Source organism: Streptococcus suis S735 (assembly GCF_000294495.1).
In the GTDB taxonomy this organism is placed as follows: Bacteria; Bacillota; Bacilli; order Lactobacillales; family Streptococcaceae; genus Streptococcus; species Streptococcus suis.
In genome coordinates this window covers 1649060-1667867 of sequence record NC_018526.1, presented here as the reverse complement: position 1 = coordinate 1667867, position 18808 = coordinate 1649060, and the positions used below count along the sequence as shown (strand labels likewise).

Genomic DNA, 18808 nt, shown 5'->3' with positions numbered 1-18808 from the left:
TTGATACAATAAATATAGAAAGAAATTAATGGAACTATGATTACAGCAAAAAATGTAGAACAAGCATACTCCGTTCTTAAGCGCGTGGTAGTACGTACCCCCTTGGATTATAGTCGATACTTGTCGGAAAAATATGGTGCAACTATTTATTTAAAAAGAGAAAATGAACAGCGTGTTCGCTCTTTTAAAATTCGAGGAGCCTATTATGCTATTTCACAATTGACAGATGATGAGAAGTCACGCGGAGTGGTCTGTGCTTCGGCCGGAAACCATGCTCAAGGTGTGGCCTACACCTGTCAGGAAATGCAAATTCCTGCTACGATTTTTATGCCCATTACAACTCCGCAACAAAAAATAGGGCAGGTTAAATTTTTCGGAGGAGATTATGTAGAGATTCGGCTCGTAGGTGATACCTTCGATGAGTCAGCCAAGGCAGCACAAGATTATACTCAGGAAAGTGGGAAAACATTTATAGACCCATTCGATGATGAAAATGTGCAGGCTGGTCAGGGAACAGTAGCCTATGAAATCTTGGAAGAAGCGGAAGAGCAAACCATTAGTTTTGACCAAATTTTAGTTCCCATAGGAGGAGGTGGTCTGGTTGCAGGCGTTTCGGCCTATCTGAAAGAACATGCACCTGAAATTAAGATTGTTGGTGTTGAAGCAAGTGGGGCACGGTCAATGAAAGCGGCTTTTGATAAAGGTCGTCCGGTTAAATTAGACCAAATTGATAAATTTGCTGACGGTATTGCGGTACAGAAAGTCGGTAAGTCGACCTACGAAGTGGCTCGGAAATACGTAGATCGCCTGATTGGTGTGGATGAAGGGTGGATTTCCGGGACTATTTTAGACCTCTATTCTAAGCTGGGTATTGTTGCTGAGCCAGCAGGAGCAGCAACGATTGCAGCTCTTGAGGTAGTCAAGGACCAAATCAAGGGGCAAACCATTTGTTGTATCATTTCTGGTGGTAATAACGACATCAACAGGATGCCGGAAATGGAGGAACGTGCGCTTATCTACGAGGGAATTAAACACTACTTTGTTGTTAATTTTCCACAACGTCCAGGGGCTCTTCGTGAATTTGTAAATGATATTCTAGGGCCAAATGATGATATTACTCGTTTTGAATATATCAAACGTGCCAATAAGGGAACAGGACCGGTTCTAATCGGTATTGCCCTAGGAGATAAAACAGATTATACGCAGTTTATTTCTCGCTTGGAAGAGTTTGATCCCCAGTACATCAATCTTCATGAAAATGATTCGCTTTATAAAATGCTAGTTTAGGAGGTCATTATGGTGTTTGGTCCAATTGTTTTTATTGGTAGTTTCTTGTTCTTTGTACTGATTGCTTTGATTTTGATTGCTTCAGGGCTATACGTTGTCAAGCAGCAGACGGTCGCTATTATTGAGCGCTTTGGGAAATACCAAAAAACATCTACTTCAGGTATTAACTTTAAAATACCATTTGGAGTCGATGTCATCGCAGCCCGCATTCAATTACGGATGTTGCAAAGTGAAATTGTGGTAGAAACCAAGACGCAGGATAACGTTTTTGTCACAATGAATGTGGCAACTCAATATCGAGTAAATGAAAATAATGTGACGGATGCCTATTACAAGCTCATGCACCCAGAAGCACAGATTAAGTCCTATATTGAAGATGCCCTGCGTTCATCTGTGCCTAAATTGACACTGGATGAGCTCTTCGAGAAAAAGGATGAGATTGCACTTGAGGTACAAAAACAAGTAGCAGAAGAAATGTCAACCTACGGTTATGTTATTGTCAAAACCTTAATTACCAAGGTAGAGCCAGACGCCGAGGTTAAGCAATCTATGAATGAAATTAACGCAGCTCAACGGAAACGGGTTGCGGCCCAAGAATTGGCAGAAGCTGACAAGATAAAAATTGTCACAGCAGCAGAAGCAGAAGCTGAAAAGGATCGCTTGCATGGTGTAGGTATTGCACAACAACGTAAGGCGATTGTAGACGGACTGGCAGATTCGATTCGTGAACTGAAAGAATCAAATGTTAGCCTATCTGAAGAGCAGATTATGTCTATCTTGCTGACCAACCAATACTTGGATACTCTCAATAATTTTGCACAAGGAGGTAATCAAACTATCTTCCTTCCGGGGAATCCGGAGGGGGTCGAAGACATAAGGACGCAAATACTATCATCTCTTAGGGCAAAATGATGGTAAAAAACGAACATTTTACTTGACAAAATAGGTTAAAACATATTATACTAAATTGCACGAATAAAAAAGAAAGGGGTTTCTAATGACTAGTTACGAAAAAGTAGCCGCTGTTGTCGGCTGGGTTCGTGAAAAGAAAATCACAGGTTACCGTATCAGTAAGGAAACAAATGCTCGTGAAATGTCAGTTATCGCTCTTGCACAAGGTCGCGCTAAGATTGACAATATTTCATTTGCAACTGCCTTGGGTTTGATTGATTTTTACGACAAAAACCACAAGAAATTTGAAAACTAATCTAAATGGTTTCATTTAGAGATGTCCAAAAAGAGGAATTTTACGAATTCCTCTTTTTTTAGTCTAAAAAAACTTACCAGCTTTGAAACTGGTAAGTAATAGTCTTCTATGGAATAGATTGAGTTTATCCAAGAAAACGCTGAAGGAATTCACGTGTGCGTTCTTCCTGTGGATTTTCAAAGATTTGTTGAGGGCTGCCTTCTTCGGCGATGACACCCTTATCCATAAAGATAACGCGGTCAGATACGTCACGGGCAAATTCCATTTCGTGAGTTACGATAAGCATCGTCAATCCTGATTTTGCCAAATCTTGCATGGTTTTGAGAACTTCCCCGACCATCTCTGGATCGAGAGCAGAAGTCGGCTCATCAAAGAGGATAACTTCTGGGTCAACAGATAGGGCACGTGCAATGGCCACGCGTTGTTTCTGTCCACCAGAGAGTTGACTTGGTTTGGCTTGCCAGTACTGTTCGGTCATGCCAACCTTGTTGAGATTTTCTTTGGCGATTTTCTCTGCCTCAGCTCGATCTCGTTTCAGTACCGTAGTTTGTGCTACAATGGCATTTTCCAATACATTTAGATTGTTGAAAAGGTTGAAGGATTGGAATACCATACCTAGTTTTTCACGGTAAGTCGTCAAATCATATCCTTTAGCCAAAACATCTTGTCCGTGGTATAGAATCTGTCCTTCTGTTGGTGTTTCCAAAAGGTTGATAGATCGGAGGAAGGTTGATTTCCCCGAACCAGATGAACCGATGATTGAGATAACCTCGCCCTTTTCAACGCTAATAGAGATGTCTTTGAGGACTTGATTTTGTCCGTATGATTTCTTTAGATTTTTGATTTCAAGAATTACATTTTTAGTCATGTGGCACCTCGACTTGCATTTGGTTTGCACCTGTTGTGTATGTATCTGTATCAAAATACTTTTCAACTGCGCGTAAGATACGTGTCACAGTAAAGGTTAGGATGAAGTAGATAATAGCAATAACCGTAAAGGTTTGGAAATATTGATAGGTTTGGGTTGCGACAGTATTTCCTGAGAAATAGAGCTCAACAACTGAGATAACGTTCAATACAGAAGTATCTTTGATATTGATGACAAATTCATTACCAGTCGCTGGTAAGATGTTACGAATAACCTGTGGAAGGACAATCTTACGCATGGTCTGATTATGGGTAAATCCGAGAGCAGTAGCAGCTTCAAATTGGCCCTTATCGACGGCAAAGATACCACCGCGGACAATCTCACTCATGTAGGCACCTGTGTTGATGGATACAATGAAGATAGCGGCAAGTGTGCGGTCAAGATTGAGTCCGAATGCTTGGGCGGTACCATAGTAAATAACCATGGATTGTACAATCATCGGCGTACCACGGAAAATTTCGATGTAGATATTGATAATCCAACCGAGCACTTTTTGACCAATAGCAAGCGCCTTGTTTGCTGCTTTTGGAGCTGTACGGAAGACACCGATGAGGAGACCGATAGCAGTACCGATAATTGTACCGAGGATGGAAATGAGTAATGTCATCCCAGTTCCACGCAGAAGTTGTTGCCAGTTGTTAACAACAATATTCCAAACTTGGGCGAAGAAACTAGGTGTTTCGCCCTCGCTGGCTTCTTCAACGGGCTGGTTTTCAATCATATCATCCATAAGTGCGATTTGCTCTTCTTCTGAAATAGTTGCTAAGACTTCGTTGACCTGAGCGATACGCTCGTCATCTTTGCGCATACCGACAGCAATGGTCACGTCTTCGGCATTGGTTTCAAAACTGTCTGCCAATTCAACCATTTTGAAAGCTTTATTTGCAGCTTCTGCTGTACGACCTTCTGGACGTTCAGAAACATAGGCGTCTATAATGCCAGATTCTAAAGCTTGACGGATTTGTGAGAAATCTCCCATGGCAGTCTGTTTGTTAGCCCCTTCAATTTGGTCAATCAAATCATAGAGGTAAACCCCTTGCTGGGCAGTGATTTTTGCGCCAGCAAAATCTTCCAAGCTGGTTGCGTTTGCGTACTGACTATCAGAACGAACAACCAGGGTAGGAATTGAAGTGTAGTAGCTATCTGAGAAGGCGATTTCTTTCTTGCGCTCTTCTGTCGGGCTCATACCGGCGATAATCATATCGATTTTACCAGATGTAAGAGCAGGGACCAAGCCTTCCCACTTGGTTTTAACAACCAAGAGTTCTTTATCCATGGATGCAGCGATTTTTTTTGCAACCTGAACATCATATCCGTTGGCAAATTGATTGGTTCCCTCAATAGGAACGGCACTGTTGCTATCATCTTCTTGGGTCCAGTTAAATGGTGCATAGGCAGCTTCCATACCGACCCGCAGGTATTCGTCTGCCCGAACCCCTGTTGTTACAGAAAAAACAGCGATTAGGGTCAGCAGAAATATACTGAGTTTACGTTTCATAGTGTCTCCTTTAAAATGCTATTACACCATTTTATTAAAAATTCTGACAAATTTCAATATCCTTGTACTATGAATAGGGAGTTTTTTTATGATATAATGTAGAGAATTGATGAAAAGGAGCTTTTTATGCTATTGGAATTGTTGAAGGCTATATTTTTAGGAATCATTGAAGGGGTAACGGAATGGTTGCCAGTTTCTTCAACGGGGCATTTGATTTTGGTTCAAGAGTTCGTGAAATTAAACCAAAGTAAGAACTTCCTAGAAATGTTTAATATTGTCATTCAGCTAGGAGCAATTCTAGCAGTTATGACTATTTACTTTAAAAAATTGAATCCATTTCAGCCTGGAAAAACCAAGCGTGATATTCAATTGACTTGGCAATTGTGGGCCAAGGTTGTCATTGCCTGTATTCCGTCCATCCTAATTGCAGTCCCGTTGGATAATTGGTTTGAAGCACATTTCAATTTTATGGTACCGATTGCGATTGCTTTGATTGTCTACGGTATTGCCTTTATTTGGATTGAGAACCGTAACAGAGGTATAGAGCCACAGGTGACGGACTTAGCGAAAATGTCTTATAAAACTGCCTTGTTGATTGGGTGTTTCCAGGTCTTAAGCATCGTTCCGGGGACTAGTCGCTCAGGTGCGACCATTCTGGGAGCGATTATTTTGGGGACCAGCCGATCTGTGGCGGCAGATTTTACCTTCTTCCTTGGGATTCCAACCATGTTTGGTTATAGTGGTTTGAAGGCTGTTAAATATTTCTTAGATGGCAATAGCCTGAATATGGAGCAGGTATGGATCTTGCTAGTCGCTAGTGTGACGGCTTACTTGGTATCCTTAGTTGTTATTCGTTTCTTGACAGACTTTGTTAAAAAACATGATTTCACGGTCTTTGGTTACTACCGCATCATTTTAGGGGCGATTTTATTGGTTTATGCCTTTATCACATTTTTATTTTAAGAGCAGGGAGACCTGCTTTTCTTTTGTCTTTCGAGCTTGGTTTTAGTATAATGGTGGAAGATATGTATGAGTATTGAAAATGATCAATCAATTTTAAAAAATTGATGAATCAATGAATGAGGTAGTTATGAAAGTAAAGCAAATTAGTGATTCAACCTTGAAAATCACTATAAAATTAGATGATTTGGAAGAGAGAGGAATGGAACTTTCGGACTTTCTCATTCCGCAAGAAAAGACAGAGGAGTTCTTTTACACTGTTTTGGATGAATTGGATTTACCAATGACTTTCCGAGAAAGCGGTATGCTGAGTTTTCGTGTGACTCCGAAGCCAGATCGGGTGGACATCTTTGTTACCAAATCTGATTTGGATCAGAACTTGAATTTTGATGAATTTACAGATTTGTCGGAACTTGGTGATGTCGCAAGTATGACTCCAGATGAGTTTTTCAAGAGTTTGGAGCAAACCGTTCGTGAGAAAAGTGCACCGGATGCAACAGCTGTTCGTCATTTGGAAGAGGTAGAGCAAGAGGAAGAAGCAGATGAAGAGGAGCAGGAGCGCTATATTTACTATATTTTGGAATTTCCAACGATAGAGGATCTGTTTACTTTTGTTGGTACGGTTGATTATCCAGTAGAAGAATCGGAATTATATAAAATGGATGGTCACTACTACTTGACAGTTCTTATCAATGTAGAAAATCGTTCCAAGCAGTATCCAGGCTACATTCTCTCAAGAATGTTGGAATTTACCAATGATACTAAGTTGACCAGACCTGCTTTACAAGAACACGGAACTTTGATGCTTCCGCTTGCGGCAATTGAGGAGCTTAGGAAGGTTCCGACAGTATGATTCCTTTTGCTCTAAAATACATAATGGTCATTATTACAACCATGGTCATATCAGCCATTGCGACCCCCTTGGTTCGTTTTATGTCCCTGAGGGTTGGAGCAGTTGATAATCCCAATGCACGGCGAATAAATAAGGTGCCCATGCCTTCAGCGGGAGGTCTGGCTATCTTTGTGGCATTTACCATTTCTGTCCTATGGTTTTTACCAGGAATTGTTACCCGTGTCAATTACCATGGCACTTACTTGCATTATATCTGGCCCCTGGTCCTAGCATCCAGCATTATCGTTCTTACGGGATTCATTGATGATGTCAAGGAGTTAAAGCCTGCTCCTAAAATGTTTGGTATTCTAGCTGCAGCGACGATTATTTGGATTTTTACGGAATTTCGTTTTGATAGCTTTAAGATTCCTTTTGGAGGACCTTTCCTTCAATTTCCTGTCTGGCTCTCTTTTCTATTAACGGTCCTTTGGATTGTTTCCATTACGAATGCAGTCAACTTGATTGATGGTCTGGATGGTCTGGTTTCGGGAGTATCGATTATTTCCCTGACAACGATGGGAATTGTGTCTTATTTCTTTTTGCATGATAGCAATATTTTTTTGACCTTAACCATCTTTGTTTTGGTTGCGGCGATTGTAGGTTTTTTACCGTATAACTATAATCCTGCTATCATTTATCTTGGCGATACAGGTGCCCTCTTCATCGGGTTTATGATTGGAGTCTTGTCCCTTCAAGGACTGAAAAATTCGACAGCTGTTGCAGTGGTTACTCCGATGATTATTCTTGGAGTGCCTATTACGGATACTGTAGTAGCCATCATTCGTCGAAAATTGTCTGGGCAAAAAATCTATGAAGCAGATAAGATGCATCTGCATCATCGCTTGCTCTCTCTGGGACTTACTCATCGTGGCACAGTCTTGGTGATTTACGCCATCTCTTTCTTATTCTCCCTGACCTCTCTTTTGCTCAATGTTTCGAGTAGAATAGGGGGGATTCTCCTATTGGTGACCATGGGACTGGGGATTGAGATTCTCTGTGAATTGATTGGCATCTTTGGTATTAATAGAACTCCATTGCTCAATCTTCTTCGGTTTATTGGTAATAGTAGTTACCGTCAAGAAAAAATCGCAAAGTATAAAAAGTGCTGTGAAGAGAAAAAAAGAAAATAAGAATCTTTCTAAACAAGATAAGAGCCGTCAGGCTCTTTTTTTGATATAATATAGTGGATATGGTTAATTAAAATTGTCAGAAAAGACTATTTTATAGATTAACACTCTCTGAAAATCATCATTAACAAGAAAAGAGGCTGGGCTCAAGCCCCGCATCACTTCTCAAAGTTAGCGTCAACATCTCAGCGCAGTAGTGGTTGATTGGGTTTAACAGTCCAGTGGAGTGAAGCTGGGCTCAAGCCCTGTACCGCTTCTCAACGTTAGTGTCAACATCTTAGCGCAGTAGTGGTTGATTGGCAGATTTGTTCGTGTTTTACACTCCAAATCTGACCTAATCAACTGTGCGGGGGTGGGAAAACGAACTCTTCTATGGATGGTCGAGTTCTTTCCCACTCCCAGCTCAACAACTTAAAACTAGGACTTGTTGACGGACTCTTCTATGAATGGTCGAGCTCTTTCCCCACTGCCAAAGTTGAGTCTTATCGGTGTATCTAGTTAGCTTGGTCAGTTAATGTGGTTTTTGAAGAGGACAAAAATGAAAAGGAGCACAGCATGTCAGTATTAGAAATCAAAGACCTTCATGTGGAAATTGAAGGCAAAGAAATCTTGAAGGGTGTGAATTTGACCCTTAAAACAGGTGAAATTGCAGCCATCATGGGACCGAACGGAACAGGGAAATCCACCCTTTCAGCAGCCATCATGGGGAATCCAAGTTATGAAGTTACCCAAGGTGAGATTCTGTTTGACGGTGTCAATATTTTAGAATTAGAAGTCGATGAACGTGCCCGTATGGGTCTTTTCTTGGCTATGCAATACCCGTCAGAAATTCCAGGGATTACTAATGCGGAATTTCTTCGTGCCGCAATGAACGCTGGTAAGGAAGACGAAGACAAGATTTCTGTTCGTGATTTCATTACTAAGTTGGATGAAAAGATGGAGCTCCTTAACATGAAAGAGGAAATGGCAGAGCGCTACCTCAACGAAGGTTTCTCAGGTGGTGAGAAAAAACGCAATGAGATTCTGCAATTACTCATGTTGGAACCAACTTTTGCCCTTCTTGATGAGATTGACTCAGGTTTGGACATCGATGCCCTTAAAGTCGTGTCAAAGGGGATAAATGCTATGCGTGGTGAAGGCTTTGGTGCCATGATTATTACTCACTACCAACGCTTGCTCAACTACATCACTCCTGATGTTGTCCATGTCATGATGGAAGGTCGTGTTGTTCTGTCAGGCGGACCAGAATTGGCACAACGCTTGGAAAAAGAAGGTTATGTCCAAGTCGCAGCAGAGCTTGGCATCGACTACAAAGAAGATGACATTTAAGTCTTTGGAGGAAGCTATGACCAAAGAAAAGATTCAAGAATTTTCAGCCTTGCAGGCAGAACCAACTTGGTTGACAGACCTGCGTCTTAAGGCTTTTGACAAAATAGCAGAGCTGGACTTGCCGGTTATCGAGCGGGTCAAGTTTCACCGTTGGAATCTAGGTGACGGAAGCCTAGCTACAAATGATGAAATCGGGGCAGTTCCAGATTTTACAGCTATCGGTGACAATCCTATGTTGGTTCAAGTTGGCAGCCAAACGATTCTAGAACAGTTGCCGGTTGCCCTTGTAGAGAAAGGTGTAGTCTTTACTGACTTCGCATCGGCTATGGATGTCATTCCAGATGTACTTGAAAAGTATCTCGGCGCTGCCGTAGCCTACGATGAACACAAATTAGCCGCCTATAACACAGCCTATTTTAACGCAACAGCTGTCCTCTACGTGCCAGATAATGTTGAAATCGACCAGCCAGTTGAGGCCCTTTTCTACCAAGACAGCACTAGTCCAGTTGCTTTTAATAAACGTGTCCTCATCATCGCTGGAAAAAATGCCAAGCTTAATTATCTAGAACGCTTTGAAAGTTTGGGCGACGGCGCAGCAACGACTTCAGCCAATATTGTCGTGGAAGTAATCGCCCTTGCTGGTAGCCAAATCAAGTTTGCGGCCATTGACCGCCTTGGCAAGCATTTGGATACCTACCTCAACCGTCGCGGCTATCTCGGAAACGATGCAACGATTGACTGGGCGATTGGTCTGCTCAACGAAGGAAATGTGGTTGCCGATTTGGACAGCGAATTAAAAGGAAACGGTAGCCATGCCAACCTCAAAGTTGTCGGACTGTCATCAGGTCGTCAGGTCCAAGGTGTGGATACGCGCGTGACCAACTACGGTCATAATTCGGTCGGTCACATCCTGCAACATGGGGTTATCTTAGAAAGTGGAACCTTGACCTTCAATGGCATCGGACACATTGTCCGCGGTGCTAAAGGAGCGGATGCCCAGCAGGAAAGCCGTGTCCTCATGTTGTCTGATAAGGCTCGCTCAGATGCTAACCCAATTCTCCTTATCGATGAGAATGAGGTCACAGCTGGACACGCAGCCTCAATCGGTCAGGTGGATCCAGAAGACATGTACTACCTCATGAGTCGTGGTCTGGACCGAGCAACAGCTGAACGCTTGGTTGTTCGTGGTTTCCTAGGCTCTGTTATCACAGAAATTCCTGTTAAGGAAGTTCGTGACCAACTGATTGCCGTGATTGAAGAAAAACTAACAAAGAGATAAGATATGGATTTGGAACGCATTCGCAAGGAATTTTCAATCCTAGACCAAGTTGTTAACGATGAGCCGCTGGTCTATTTGGACAATGCGGCGACCACTCAAAAACCGCAGCAGGTACTAGATGTGCTGGCGGATTATTACCAGAAGGACAATGCCAATGTCCACCGTGGCGTTCACACCCTTTCGGAACGGGCAACTACTCGCTACGAGGCGGCTAGGCAGAAGGTGGCAGATTTTATTCAGGCCAAGTCTAGCAAGGAAATTCTCTTTACCAGAGGAACGACCACTAGTCTTAACTGGGTGGCTCAGTTTGCAAAGGAAATTCTCCAGCCAGACCAGGAAGTGATCATCTCGGTCCAAGAGCACCACTCCAATATCATCCCTTGGCAGCAAGCCTGTCAGCAAACGGGTGCTAAGCTCCGCTATGTGACCCTAAAAGACGGCGAGCTAGACATGGACCATCTGCGGTCGCTACTATCTTCTAAGACCAAGTTCGTCTCCCTGGCCCACGTATCCAATGTCCTAGGTGGCGTGGTTCCTATTGGGGAAATAGCAGAGCTGGTGCATCAAGTCGGTGCCTACTTGGTGGTGGACGGAGCCCAGTCAGTTCCCCACATGGGCGTCAACGTGCAAGAATTAGACGTGGATTTCTATGCCTTTTCAGGTCATAAAATGTTGGGACCGACAGGAATTGGCATTCTCTACGGCAAGGAAGAATTGCTCAATCTCATGTCGCCAGTTGAATTCGGCGGTGAAATGATTGACTTTGTCTATGAGCAGTCAGCTACTTGGAAGGAATTGCCTTGGAAGTTTGAGGCAGGAACGCCCAATATTGCAGGTGCGATTGGTCTGGGAGCGGCCATTGATTACCTGACCGAAATTGGTATGGACGCTATCCAGGCCCACGAGGCAGAACTGGTTGACTATGTCTTTCCAAAATTGCAGGCTATTCCAGGCTTGACCATTTATGGCAGTCAGGACCTGTCCAAGCGGACGGGAGTTATTGCCTTTAACTTGGACGACTTGCATCCACACGATGTGGCAACTGCTCTGGACTATGAAGGTGTTGCTGTGCGGGCAGGCCACCATTGTGCCCAACCGCTTCTCAGATATTTGCAGGTGCCTGCTACTGTACGAGCAAGTTTTTACATTTACAATACCAAGGCTGACTGTGATAAGTTGGTCGAGGCAATCATCAAGACAAAGGAGTTTTTCAATGGCCCTATCTAGATTAGACTCTCTTTATATGGCAGTTGTGTCTGAACACTCCAAGTCGCCTCGTCATCGCGGAAGCTTGGACGGAGTGGAAAAGTTAGAACTCCACAACCCAACCTGTGGCGATGTGATTGAATTGTCCGTCAAGATTGAAAAAGATGTGATTACCGATATTGCTTTTGACGGCGTTGGCTGCACCATTTCAACCGCATCAGCTTCTATGATGACTGAAGCAGTGCTTGGCAAAGAAATCAGTCAGATTCAAGAACTAGCAGAAATCTTCTCACAAATGGTCCGAGGTCAAGAAGACCCACGCCAGAAGGAACTGGGAGACGCCTCCCTCCTCGCAGGTGTTGCCAAATTCCCCCAACGCATCAAATGTGCCACATTACCGTGGAATGCCCTGAAGAAAGCACTGGAACGAAGTGACAGTGCTGAATGAAGGGTAACTGCGACATGAGCGATTTTGGTCGATATTACCAAAATCAGCCAATTAGTAAGCCACTTAGCAAGGTTGATTAGAACCTTGCGTTACTTGGTTAGGAACTTTAGTTCCAACCAAGTTTAGTGTCTTGAAGAAAGCAATCGAACGAAGTGAAGATGCTTACTGAGCATCATCGAATAAACAAAAATGAAAATCATACAGAAAGGATTGTTCAGTTTCTGATTGGAAATGAAATTGAACTCGCCCTAAAAGCTTTTGAAAAAAGATAAATCTCCGCGTGTGTTTGCACACGAAGTCGATTTCCTGTTTTTCATTTGCTTTCTTAAGGGGCTTAGTATCTTATATTATGTCAGAAGAAAGAATTGAACCAACCCCGATTGATCTTGGAGAATACAAATTCGGTTTCCATGACGAGAACGTGGAACTGGTGGCTTCGACAGGTAAGGGTTTGAACGAAGAAGTCATTCGTGAAATGTCCCGTATCAAAGGCGAGCCTGAATGGATGTTGGAATTCCGTTTGAAATCCTACGAAACCTTCAAGAAAATGCCGATGCAGACTTGGGGAGCCGACTTGTCTGAGCTGGATTTTGATGACATTGTCTATTACCAAAAACCGTCAGATAAGCCAGCACGCAGCTGGGATGATGTACCAGACAAAATCAAGGAAACCTTTGAACGCATCGGTATTCCAGAGGCCGAGCGTGCCTACCTAGCAGGTGCTTCTGCCCAGTATGAATCAGAAGTGGTCTACCACAACATGAAGGAAGAGTACGACAAGCATGGCATTATCTTTACGGATACCGACACGGCTCTCAAGGAACATCCAGAACTCTTCAAAAAATACTTTGGAAAACTTGTTCCGCCGTCAGATAATAAACTAGCTGCCCTCAACTCAGCGGTTTGGTCAGGTGGAACCTTCATCTATGTACCAAAAGGTGTCAAGCTGGATATTCCACTCCAAACCTACTTCCGTATCAACAATGAAGGAACAGGTCAGTTTGAACGCACCCTCATCATCGTAGATGAAGGGGCAAGTGTTCACTACGTAGAAGGCTGTACGGCACCGACCTACTCAACGGCAAGTCTTCATGCAGCGATTGTGGAAATCATCGCCCACGAAGGTGCCTATATGCGTTATACCACCATTCAGAACTGGTCAGACAATGTCTATAACTTGGTAACCAAGCGTGCCCGTGCCGAGAAAAATGCCACAGTTGAGTGGATTGACGGCAACCTCGGTGCCAAGACGACCATGAAATACCCAGCGGTTTACCTAGAAGGTGAAGGGGCACGTGGAACCATGTTGTCCATTGCCTTTGCCAACAAGGGTCAGGTACAGGATACCGGTGCTAAGATGATTCACAACGCCCCACGCACCTCATCTTCTATCGTGTCCAAATCCATTGCCCGTGGTGGTGGAGAAGTCAACTACCGTGGTCAAGTCACTTTTGCGAAAAACTCAGCCAAGTCTATCAGCCACATTGAGTGTGACACCATTATTATGGATGATATTTCCAAATCAGATACCATTCCATTTAATGAAATCCACAACTCACAAGTGGCCCTCGAACACGAAGCCAAAGTATCAAAAATCTCAGAAGAACAGCTCTACTACCTCATGAGCCGTGGCTTGTCCGAGTCCGAAGCTACAGAGATGATTGTCATGGGCTTTGTTGAACCATTCACAAAAGAACTCCCAATGGAATACGCAGTCGAACTCAACAGACTGATTGCCTATGAGATGGAGGGTTCAGTGGGATAGTTTGCCGCGAACTTGAACAGCTTTAAAGCTGTTCAAGCCCGTCAAACTCCCCACTGAAGTAGGAGATGAGGAGCGACGGCAGTAGCTCTTCTTTATAAATTGACGAATGGAATTGTTACCTTCCACGCTCGTCATTTTCTGTCAGGAACTCTCACCAACTCACTCTCCAACCGAGGCTGGAGATAAGGAGTAGCGGTTGTCACTCTACGATAAAAAAATAGTATGTCGAAAATCGTTCGACATACTATTTTTTTATAATTTTTTCATTGACATAGCGGACAAATTGATTCCACCAAGAGAATGGCCAGGATGCTTCTTTCATATCGCTAGGGATAATCATATCGACACCAGTTTGCTCGGAAATATAACCTTTTCCAATGAGATCTTGATCTTTCAGTTGTAGTTTGCTGACCAAGGTCCCTGCTTTGAGGGGAGCATCAATTTCTTTGATATCCGTTGTGAAAGTTGCGGTGGGGACATTATCAGTTTGATTTCGTTGAACAACAGTTAAATCTGCTGCTGCAACAACAGGACTTGTTTCTTTTTCACCGTTGAAAACCTTTATCTTACTATCTCCAAAGGCTTCACTTTTTTTTACTAGTGTAACAAGCGAAAAGTTAGAATAAACATAGTTCATCAAATCATTTGTCGCGACAAAGCGATTTTCTGGAGAGGTCAGCCCATCATTGGCATTCAATACTACTGTGATAATGCGCATACCAGCTTGTTGAGTTGTTGCAAGAAAACTTGAACCAGCCGAGTTTGAGGTCCCTGTTTTTAAGCCGTCCACCCCTCCACGAGCGTGAGTGCCGTCGCTCAGCATTTGGTTGGTACTATAGTAAGTGTAGCCGCCAAAATCGTAGGCGTTTAGCGAGGTAATGTCGAGTACCTGAGGATAGTCGAGTATTAATCGTCTTGCGATGATAGCAACATCTAGGGCTGAAAACATATTTACATCTTCAGGACTGGAACCTGGATAAATATTTTCACCCAAGTCGGTATTATCTAGCCCGGATACATTGACAATTTTTGTATCGGTAATTCCCCATTCTTGGACTTTTGCCTTCATTCGATCCACGAATGCAGCTTCGCTACCGGCTATTTTTTCTGCCAGAGCAATAATAGCACTGTTGGATGATGTTATTAAAGAAGCGTTTAATAGGTCTCTTACAGAATAGGAGCGTTCATCTAGATTGACATTGCTTAATTCAGTATTAGAAGTGAGGCTATAGGGATAATCAGAAATATCTACCATAGTATCTAAAGTGATTTCCCCCTTTGCCAGTGCTTCGTAGACCAGGTAAATGCTCAATGTCTTACTGATAGAAGCAATGCTTGCTTTGGTTTCGGCATCTTGCTCATACAAGATTTTGCCGCTACTTACTTCAACCGCGATAGCATGCTTGGCTGCAACAGAAAAATCTTCTGCCAAAATAGGTGTGGAAGTTAAAAAAACAGCAAGGATTGTAGTGAGTGTTAGTAAAAGTTTACGCATAATCATTCCTTTTTGGGGTATTTTATTCTATTATATCACAAGAAATGTGAGAAAAATTTGGAAAAAACATGTAAAAAATGAGAAAATGATGAAAAAATATGTTTTTACAAAATTTTCTGACAAAAAGACTTTATTTAAGAAAAATTTATGATATAATGATTTTTATAAGACATAGTAATAAGTGTCAAACAAAAAGAAAACAGAGGTGTTTTATGAAAAAGACAACGAAACTTTTTGCACTTGCAGGTGTGACTCTCCTTTCAGCATCTGTTCTTGCAGCATGTGGTTCAAAACAATCAGGTGCAGCAAAACAGGAATTGTCATTCCCGGCTGAAGTAAAACAAGATGGAACAGCAGTCGCAGATGCTCAATTGAAATATGCTTGGGTATCTCCTACAACTTCATCAGGTCTTTTAATTGATGAGTTGACTGAGAATACTACTGATTCAACATTTGGTGGTATGGTTGATATTTCAATGTTCGGTTACGACGGAGAACGTAAGTTGGACGACTCAGGTCTTGCCAAGGCTGAATTTGATGTAAAAGGCAAGAAAATCACAGTCAGCTTGACTGGTAAGGATTACAAGTGGTCAGATGGTGAGCCATTCACAATCAACGACTACATCTTTACAATTAAGTCGATGGCAAGCAAAGACTATACAGGTATTCGTTTTGATGATAAATTCTTGAATATTGAAGGTATGCAAGAATTTGTTGATGGAAAAGCATCAGACATCTCTGGTATTAAGAAAGTTGATGACTATACAGTAGAATTAACTGTAAAAGAAATGTCACCTTCAATGATGTATGCAGGTGGTGATGTCCCAGCCTATATCCAACCAGAACACATCTATAAAGACATCCCTGTTGCAGACTGGGAAAAGAGCGAATACTCACGTACTGCGAAGCTTGTTGGTATGGGGCCGTGGAAGATTAAGGAAATCGTCAATGGTGAGTCTATCACTTACGTACCAAACGAATACTTCTTCAAGGGTACGAAACCAAAAACAAGCTCATTGAAGATTGACATCGTATCTCCTGATACTATTGTTTCTGAAATGAAAGCGGGGAATTATGATATCGCAGAAATGCCGGTTGATCAGTTAGATTCATATAAGGATGCTTCTAACTTGAATATCGTTGGTCAGTTAGAGTCGTCTTATGAGTATATCTCGTTTAATTTTGGTAAATATGACGAAGCAGCTGGTAAGAACGTTATGGATGAAAATGCCAAGATGAATGATGTGAAACTTCGTCAAGCGATTGCCTATGCGATTGATACCAAGACAGCTGGTAAGTCATTATACAACGGTCTTTACCACCCTGCAAAATCATTGATTATCTCATTCTTCGGCGATATTCATGATTCAGAGTTGGAAGGCTATTCATACAATCCTGAAAAAGCGAAAAAGCTTTTGGATGAAGCTGGCTACAAAGATGTAGATGGTGATGGTATCCGTGAAGGCAAAGATGGTAAGGCATTCAAGATTACCTTTGCGGCTCGTAAACGTACTGAAGCTAACGAAGCGCTTGTACAACAATACATTGCTTGGTGGAAAGAAGTTGGCTTGAATGTCGAACTTTACACAGGACGTATAGTTGAAGGTAAGTCGTTCTATAACTCAGTTCAGGCTAATGATGCTGCTATTGATATGTATGCTGGTGGATGGTCAACAGGTTACGATCCAAACCCAAGTGGTCTATGGGGGCCTATCGCAGCCTTCAATATGTCACGTTTCGTGTCCGATGAAAACACCAAGTTATTGGAAGCTATCAGCTCAGCAGAGTCGTTTGATGATAAGAAAAACGTTGAGAACTATAAGGCTTGGCAAAAATATGCTCACGAGCAAGCATTTGCTATTCCAACGTTTGAGTCAGAAAAAATTACTGCTGTTAATAAACGTGTGAAAAGCTATGATACAAAATACGGCTCAGCTTCGGGTACAGGTCTTGCTTATGAGGGTATCGAATTGACAGCTGATAAGGGTGTAGTGGCAGAATAATTTGTTAGAAGACAATAGAATCTGAAAAAGCCAATTTGATTGGCTTTTTTCAGATTGCTATTGGAATTTTCAGATAATTGTGGTATAGTAGACTCAGTACACTCAGTACACAAAAATGAGTCCCTACTAACAAAAACTCAAGATGAAGAACATTAACCTACTCAATTCCTAATTGAGACAGTGATAGGGATGGTCTTGATTTATGATTGGATATAGGTACATTTTTTACTTCTGGGTAATCGCTATCAAACGATAATTTGGTAGAAATATGTTATTCTAGAGTAGTTATATAAAGTCAGTTAATCAAACGTTATATGAACTTGATAATCGTAAGGCTATTGAATTGATTGAGCTTGATTAGCTGGCACATAAAGGAGGAAAAAGCGTGGCTACCGAAAAACCGCTTTTAGACATTAAAGATTTACACGTCGGTTTCCGTATTGGAGATGATTATTTTGACGCTGTTGACGGTGTTGACATCTCATTGCAAAAAAATGAAATTTTGGCAATTGTAGGGGAATCTGGCTGTGGAAAATCAACTTTGGCAACGACCATCATGGGCTTGCATAACCCTTTGAATACCAAAATCACAGGAAGCATCCAGTACAATGATATGGAATTGATTGGCATGGATGAAGCTAAGTACAATACAGTACGTGGTAATGATATTGGTATGATTTTCCAAGATCCCTTAGCTTCTCTAAATCCATTGATGACGATTGGTGCACAGATTGATGAGGCACTGTTCTATCATACTGATTTGGATGCCAATGCTCGTACAGAGCGAGTTTTGGAACTCTTGGCTCAGGTAGGTATTCCAAATCCTAAGCGGACATTTAAACAGTATCCACATGAGCTTTCAGGTGGTATGCGTCAGCGTATCATTATTGCGATGGCCTTGTCTTGTAAACCGCCAATTATTATTGCGGACGAACCTACAACAGCCTTGGATGTTACAATTCAAGCACAAATCTTGGATCTCTTAAATGATATTCAAGCGGAGACAGGTTCTGGTATTATTTTGATTACCCATGACTTGGGAGTAGTTGCAGAAACTGCTGATCGTGTGGCGGTCATGTACGGTGGTCAGTTTGTCGAAGTAGCGCCAGTAGAAGAATTGTTTACCAATCCTAAACATCCATATACACGTTCGCTCTTGAAGTCAAATCCTCAATCAGGTAGCGAAGGAGGCGATCTTCATGTTATTGAAGGTATTGTGCCGCCGATTACAAAAATGGTTCGTAAAGGTTGCCGTTTTGCTCCGCGTATTCCGTGGATTGGAGCAGAGGCTCATGAAGAGAATCCGAGCATGCACGAGGTAGGTCCAAATCACTTTGTTCGTTGTACCTGCCATGAGACATTCTATTTTGAAGGGGAGGCCTAA

16 protein-coding genes are annotated in these 18808 nt (G+C 42.3%); 13 read left to right on the top strand and 3 right to left on the bottom strand.

What is annotated here, in order from left to right:
* Positions 1-36: 36 nt before the first annotated feature.
* The 3 genes from ilvA to YYK_RS08265 all read left to right on the top strand — a co-directional run bounded on the left by ilvA (position 37) and on the right by YYK_RS08265 (position 2494).
* Entirely contained in the window at positions 37-1287 is a 1251-nt protein-coding gene (gene ilvA, locus YYK_RS08275; RefSeq protein WP_002937416.1) for a threonine ammonia-lyase IlvA, read from the top strand.
* Between the two features lie 9 nt (positions 1288-1296).
* Entirely contained in the window at positions 1297-2199 is a 903-nt protein-coding gene (locus YYK_RS08270) for an SPFH domain-containing protein (RefSeq protein WP_012027774.1), read from the top strand.
* A gap of 85 nt (positions 2200-2284) precedes the next feature.
* On the top strand, positions 2285-2494 hold the full coding sequence (locus YYK_RS08265; protein WP_009910800.1) for a capsule biosynthesis transcriptional regulator: 210 nt from the start codon (positions 2285-2287) through the stop codon (positions 2492-2494).
* Between the two features lie 124 nt (positions 2495-2618).
* Here the strand turns inward: YYK_RS08265 and YYK_RS08260 are convergent, their stop codons facing one another.
* Both YYK_RS08260 and YYK_RS08255 read right to left on the bottom strand, forming a co-directional pair.
* Positions 2619-3362, bottom strand: a complete 744-nt coding sequence (locus YYK_RS08260) for an amino acid ABC transporter ATP-binding protein (protein ID WP_012775335.1) — start codon at positions 3360-3362, stop codon at positions 2619-2621.
* Positions 3355-4920 (bottom strand): ABC transporter substrate-binding protein/permease, encoded by a 1566-nt coding sequence (locus YYK_RS08255; protein WP_012028491.1) that lies wholly within the window; start codon positions 4918-4920, stop codon positions 3355-3357. The genes YYK_RS08260 and YYK_RS08255 overlap by 8 nt, the downstream gene beginning before the upstream one ends.
* Positions 4921-5046: 126 nt before the next feature.
* Between YYK_RS08255 and YYK_RS08250 the strand changes: the two genes are divergently transcribed.
* The 8 genes from YYK_RS08250 (at position 5047) to sufB (ending at position 13926) form a co-directional block, all read left to right on the top strand.
* On the top strand, positions 5047-5883 hold the full coding sequence (locus tag YYK_RS08250) for an undecaprenyl-diphosphate phosphatase (RefSeq protein ID WP_012027770.1): 837 nt from the start codon (positions 5047-5049) through the stop codon (positions 5881-5883).
* Positions 5884-6010: 127 nt separating this feature from the next.
* Entirely contained in the window at positions 6011-6733 is a 723-nt protein-coding gene (gene mecA / locus YYK_RS08245) for an adaptor protein MecA (RefSeq protein ID WP_012775334.1), read from the top strand.
* The gene (locus YYK_RS08240) at positions 6730-7902 is read left to right on the top strand and encodes a glycosyltransferase family 4 protein (protein WP_012027769.1); all 1173 of its coding nucleotides are present in this window, start codon (positions 6730-6732) and stop codon (positions 7900-7902) included. Before mecA ends, YYK_RS08240 begins: the two co-directional genes overlap by 4 nt.
* 552 nt (positions 7903-8454) lie before the next feature.
* Positions 8455-9228 (top strand): Fe-S cluster assembly ATPase SufC, encoded by a 774-nt coding sequence (sufC, locus tag YYK_RS08235; RefSeq protein WP_002938165.1) that lies wholly within the window; start codon positions 8455-8457, stop codon positions 9226-9228.
* A 16-nt stretch (positions 9229-9244) separates the two neighbouring features.
* The gene (gene sufD, locus YYK_RS08230; RefSeq protein WP_012775333.1) at positions 9245-10507 is read left to right on the top strand and encodes a Fe-S cluster assembly protein SufD; all 1263 of its coding nucleotides are present in this window, start codon (positions 9245-9247) and stop codon (positions 10505-10507) included.
* Positions 10508-10510: 3 nt separating this feature from the next.
* Entirely contained in the window at positions 10511-11734 is a 1224-nt protein-coding gene (locus YYK_RS08225) for a cysteine desulfurase (protein ID WP_012027766.1), read from the top strand.
* A complete protein-coding gene (gene sufU, locus YYK_RS08220; RefSeq protein WP_012775691.1) occupies positions 11721-12161 on the top strand; it encodes a Fe-S cluster assembly sulfur transfer protein SufU in 441 nt (146 codons plus the stop codon). Before YYK_RS08225 ends, sufU begins: the two co-directional genes overlap by 14 nt.
* 349 nt (positions 12162-12510) lie before the next feature.
* Positions 12511-13926, top strand: a complete 1416-nt coding sequence (gene sufB, locus YYK_RS08215) for a Fe-S cluster assembly protein SufB (RefSeq protein ID WP_002938151.1) — start codon at positions 12511-12513, stop codon at positions 13924-13926.
* Positions 13927-14170: 244 nt separating this feature from the next.
* On the opposite strand, the gene pbp3 is transcribed toward sufB, so the two are convergent.
* Positions 14171-15421 (bottom strand): D-alanyl-D-alanine carboxypeptidase PBP3, encoded by a 1251-nt coding sequence (gene pbp3, locus YYK_RS08210; protein WP_014917311.1) that lies wholly within the window; start codon positions 15419-15421, stop codon positions 14171-14173.
* 212 nt (positions 15422-15633) lie between these two features.
* Here pbp3 and YYK_RS08205 point away from each other — a divergent pair, with 212 nt between their 5' ends.
* Positions 15634-17424, top strand: coding sequence for an oligopeptide ABC transporter substrate-binding protein (locus YYK_RS08205; RefSeq protein ID WP_014917310.1), 1791 nt, complete (start codon positions 15634-15636; stop codon positions 17422-17424).
* Positions 17425-17809: 385 nt separating this feature from the next.
* Positions 17810-18808 carry an ABC transporter ATP-binding protein gene (locus YYK_RS08200; protein ID WP_002942324.1) on the top strand — a complete coding sequence of 333 codons (999 nt, stop codon included), beginning with the start codon at positions 17810-17812 and terminating at the stop codon, positions 18806-18808.

Excerpts from the sequence above, each read along its gene's own strand:
- ilvA (WP_002937416.1), top strand. The coding sequence starts at position 37 with ATGATTACAGCAAAAAATGTAGAACAAGCATACTCCGTTCTTAAGCGC.
- YYK_RS08270 (WP_012027774.1), top strand. The coding sequence starts at position 1,297 with ATGGTGTTTGGTCCAATTGTTTTTATTGGTAGTTTCTTGTTCTTTGTA.
- YYK_RS08265 (WP_009910800.1), top strand. The coding sequence starts at position 2,285 with ATGACTAGTTACGAAAAAGTAGCCGCTGTTGTCGGCTGGGTTCGTGAA.
- YYK_RS08260 (WP_012775335.1), bottom strand. The coding sequence starts at position 3,362 with ATGACTAAAAATGTAATTCTTGAAATCAAAAATCTAAAGAAATCATAC.
- YYK_RS08255 (WP_012028491.1), bottom strand. The coding sequence starts at position 4,920 with ATGAAACGTAAACTCAGTATATTTCTGCTGACCCTAATCGCTGTTTTT.
- YYK_RS08250 (WP_012027770.1), top strand. The coding sequence starts at position 5,047 with ATGCTATTGGAATTGTTGAAGGCTATATTTTTAGGAATCATTGAAGGG.
- mecA (WP_012775334.1), top strand. The coding sequence starts at position 6,011 with ATGAAAGTAAAGCAAATTAGTGATTCAACCTTGAAAATCACTATAAAA.
- YYK_RS08240 (WP_012027769.1), top strand. The coding sequence starts at position 6,730 with ATGATTCCTTTTGCTCTAAAATACATAATGGTCATTATTACAACCATG.
- sufC (WP_002938165.1), top strand. The coding sequence starts at position 8,455 with ATGTCAGTATTAGAAATCAAAGACCTTCATGTGGAAATTGAAGGCAAA.
- sufD (WP_012775333.1), top strand. The coding sequence starts at position 9,245 with ATGACCAAAGAAAAGATTCAAGAATTTTCAGCCTTGCAGGCAGAACCA.
- YYK_RS08225 (WP_012027766.1), top strand. The coding sequence starts at position 10,511 with ATGGATTTGGAACGCATTCGCAAGGAATTTTCAATCCTAGACCAAGTT.
- sufU (WP_012775691.1), top strand. The coding sequence starts at position 11,721 with ATGGCCCTATCTAGATTAGACTCTCTTTATATGGCAGTTGTGTCTGAA.
- sufB (WP_002938151.1), top strand. The coding sequence starts at position 12,511 with ATGTCAGAAGAAAGAATTGAACCAACCCCGATTGATCTTGGAGAATAC.
- pbp3 (WP_014917311.1), bottom strand. The coding sequence starts at position 15,421 with ATGCGTAAACTTTTACTAACACTCACTACAATCCTTGCTGTTTTTTTA.
- YYK_RS08205 (WP_014917310.1), top strand. The coding sequence starts at position 15,634 with ATGAAAAAGACAACGAAACTTTTTGCACTTGCAGGTGTGACTCTCCTT.